General features: G+C 62.3%; 2 protein-coding genes and 2 pseudogenes. 2 read left to right on the top strand and 2 right to left on the bottom strand.

What is annotated here, in order from left to right:
- Both JOZ76_RS30945 and JOZ76_RS30950 read left to right on the top strand, forming a co-directional pair.
- A partial coding sequence (locus tag JOZ76_RS30945; protein WP_291705194.1) for a CMD domain protein occupies positions 1-544 on the top strand: 544 nt, incomplete at its 5' end.
- 39 nt (positions 545-583) lie between these two features.
- Positions 584-1187, top strand: a pseudogene (locus tag JOZ76_RS30950) (alkylhydroperoxidase domain protein).
- Positions 1188-1613: 426 nt separating this feature from the next.
- Here JOZ76_RS30950 and JOZ76_RS30955 read toward each other — a convergent pair.
- Both JOZ76_RS30955 and JOZ76_RS38435 read right to left on the bottom strand, forming a co-directional pair.
- The gene (locus JOZ76_RS30955) at positions 1614-1949 is read right to left on the bottom strand and encodes a DUF3363 domain-containing protein (RefSeq protein ID WP_291705195.1); all 336 of its coding nucleotides are present in this window, start codon (positions 1947-1949) and stop codon (positions 1614-1616) included.
- A 25-nt stretch (positions 1950-1974) separates the two neighbouring features.
- Positions 1975-2046, bottom strand: a pseudogene (locus tag JOZ76_RS38435) (hypothetical protein); the annotation flags it as partial.
- Positions 2047-2079: the final 33 nt, after the last annotated feature.

A 2079-nucleotide genomic window follows, 5' to 3' on the forward strand; every position in this document is an offset into this window, starting at 1 on the left:
CTCCAGCTTCCATCAAATCAGGGCAAGACGAGCGCAAGCGCGCGAGAATGCGCAGAAGAGTTACCTCGCGTTGTTTCAGCCCAGCGATTTCGGCACCTTTCCCGCGCGCGAACGTTGGGCGGTCGCAGCCTTTGCGGCAGGTCTGCACCGCGAGCCAATTGCCACCGAGTTGTACGCGTCCAAGCTCAGGTCGTCCGAACCTGAGCTTGGCGGGATCATCGACTGCGAAGCCGGCCGCGGCGTCACGGTGGGACCTTTTGGCCATTATCCCGCTGGTCCGCTGAGCGGCGAGGACAAGCCCGGCCTCATCTATCGCGTTGAGGACGGACACCGCAGCTTGTTGGGCGAGCGCCTATCGGCCGGGCTCGAGCATACGCATCTGCTCGTATTCCACCCGCGGGATGCCGGCCAGGAAGACTTGAACGCGCTTCACCAGGCCGGCTGGTCAAGCAACGACATCGTCACGTTGTCGCAACTTGTCGCCTTTCTCACCTTTCAGATTCGCGTCGGCGCCGGCTTGCGGGCACTCGCGGCCTCGCGTTAGCCCGCAAGAAGATTGGGAGCAATCATCGTGGCAGAGATCATCCTCGTCCATCCGGAGAATGCCGAACCGAACCGCTTCACGCAGGATGAACTCGGCTGGTTGCCCTGGCTCGAGCCTGACGGAGGCCGAACTCACCGAACGGCACCAGCAGGCGCTTGTCGACCCGGCACGTGCGAAGTCGCCTTATTTCATGCTGCTCGCGCGTGATCCCGCGATCCTAGAGTCACGCACCAAGACCGATAAGGACATCTTCTATAATCCGGAGGGCGGCCTGCCACGTGCCGAACGTGAGCTCGCCGCGACGGCGACATCGCGCTTCAACGGCTGCATCTACTGCGCTTCCGTGCACGCGCGCTTTGCCTCAACCTACTCCAAGCGGAAGGACGACGTCCAACGCCTGCTCGATACCGGAATCGACGTCGATGTCGATGAACGCTGGAATGCGATCATGGCGGCCTCGGTCGCGCTCTCGGCAACGCCGATCCAGTTCGGCAAGCGCCATATCGAGCGGCTCAGGGCGGCCGGACTCGATGATGCGGCGATCGTCGACTTGATCAATGGTGCCGCATTCTTCAACTGGGCCAATCGGCTGATGCTGTCACTGGGCGAGCCAACTCCGCCGAAGGTTCCCGAAGTCCTTTGAAGACGAAATCGAAGGCCGTCTTGAAGGCTGGGCCGTAAGGAGGCGCGACGCGGGCAAAATCACTGGTGTATGCTTCAGAAGCGATTGGGCCCGTTGCGGGGCAGCCCTCCTGTCTGACTGGCCATTTCGGCCACCTGTGCACCTGAGCGAGGCGCGTAGCCGTCGCGACCATCAAGTTCTCCATCCCCAAAGTCTGCGAAAGCAATGATGCGGTCCTCCCCCGGCGCCATAGACCCAAATGCCGCCGCCCTCGATTTTCATTTCGTTGGCGACTTCCCACAGCCAGGCCTCGTCTTCGGCGAGCTCCTCCGCGATGCGATTAATGTGGTGATGTGATGGACTTTGTTGATGTGCATCGTCGCGCAGCCTGAGCGGATATCTCTGACGCCTGGCATAGAAGCGTCGCCTCGAGCTGCCAGACTAAACTTACAAACCAAGCCCAAGCACACGACCGATCCTCCATTCGATCCCGCCACCGTCGCGGATCATACCGGTGATTTCGCGGCCGAGGTGGTCATCGATGACTGGTCGCCAGGGGACGAGCTGAAACTCGAAGGCGTTTTCGAGCATTGCGAACTTACCCGATGCCAGCTGAAGGGTGCCGGTGAACTTGCCTTGAACCTGTTCGCCGGCCTCGGCCACGCGAAACGGCAAGTTGTGGTCCTTTGCAAGCGCGGCGCCGGTGCGCTCCAGTTCCTGACGCTGGAGGGTTGCGAGCAGGTCGGCGCGCGCGCACGACGCCGTCCGGTGTTCGACTGGCATGGCCTTGGCGGATCAGCTCGTCCGTGCGGGCCTCAAGCGCTTTCGTGACCTCTTCGCCGAACCCAACCGGTGCCCGCGCGATCCGGTTGCGGCTGATGAGCTGGCGGTCGAGCCAGGTCGCACCGTCGCT

It is taken from the genome of Bradyrhizobium sp., from assembly GCF_019244115.1.
Taxonomy (GTDB): domain Bacteria; phylum Pseudomonadota; class Alphaproteobacteria; order Rhizobiales; family Xanthobacteraceae; genus Bradyrhizobium.

Coding starts and splice junctions, on each gene's coding strand:
- JOZ76_RS30955 (WP_291705195.1), bottom strand. CDS start 1,949: ATGCCAGTCGAACACCGGACGGCGTCGTGCGCGCGCGCCGACCTGCTC.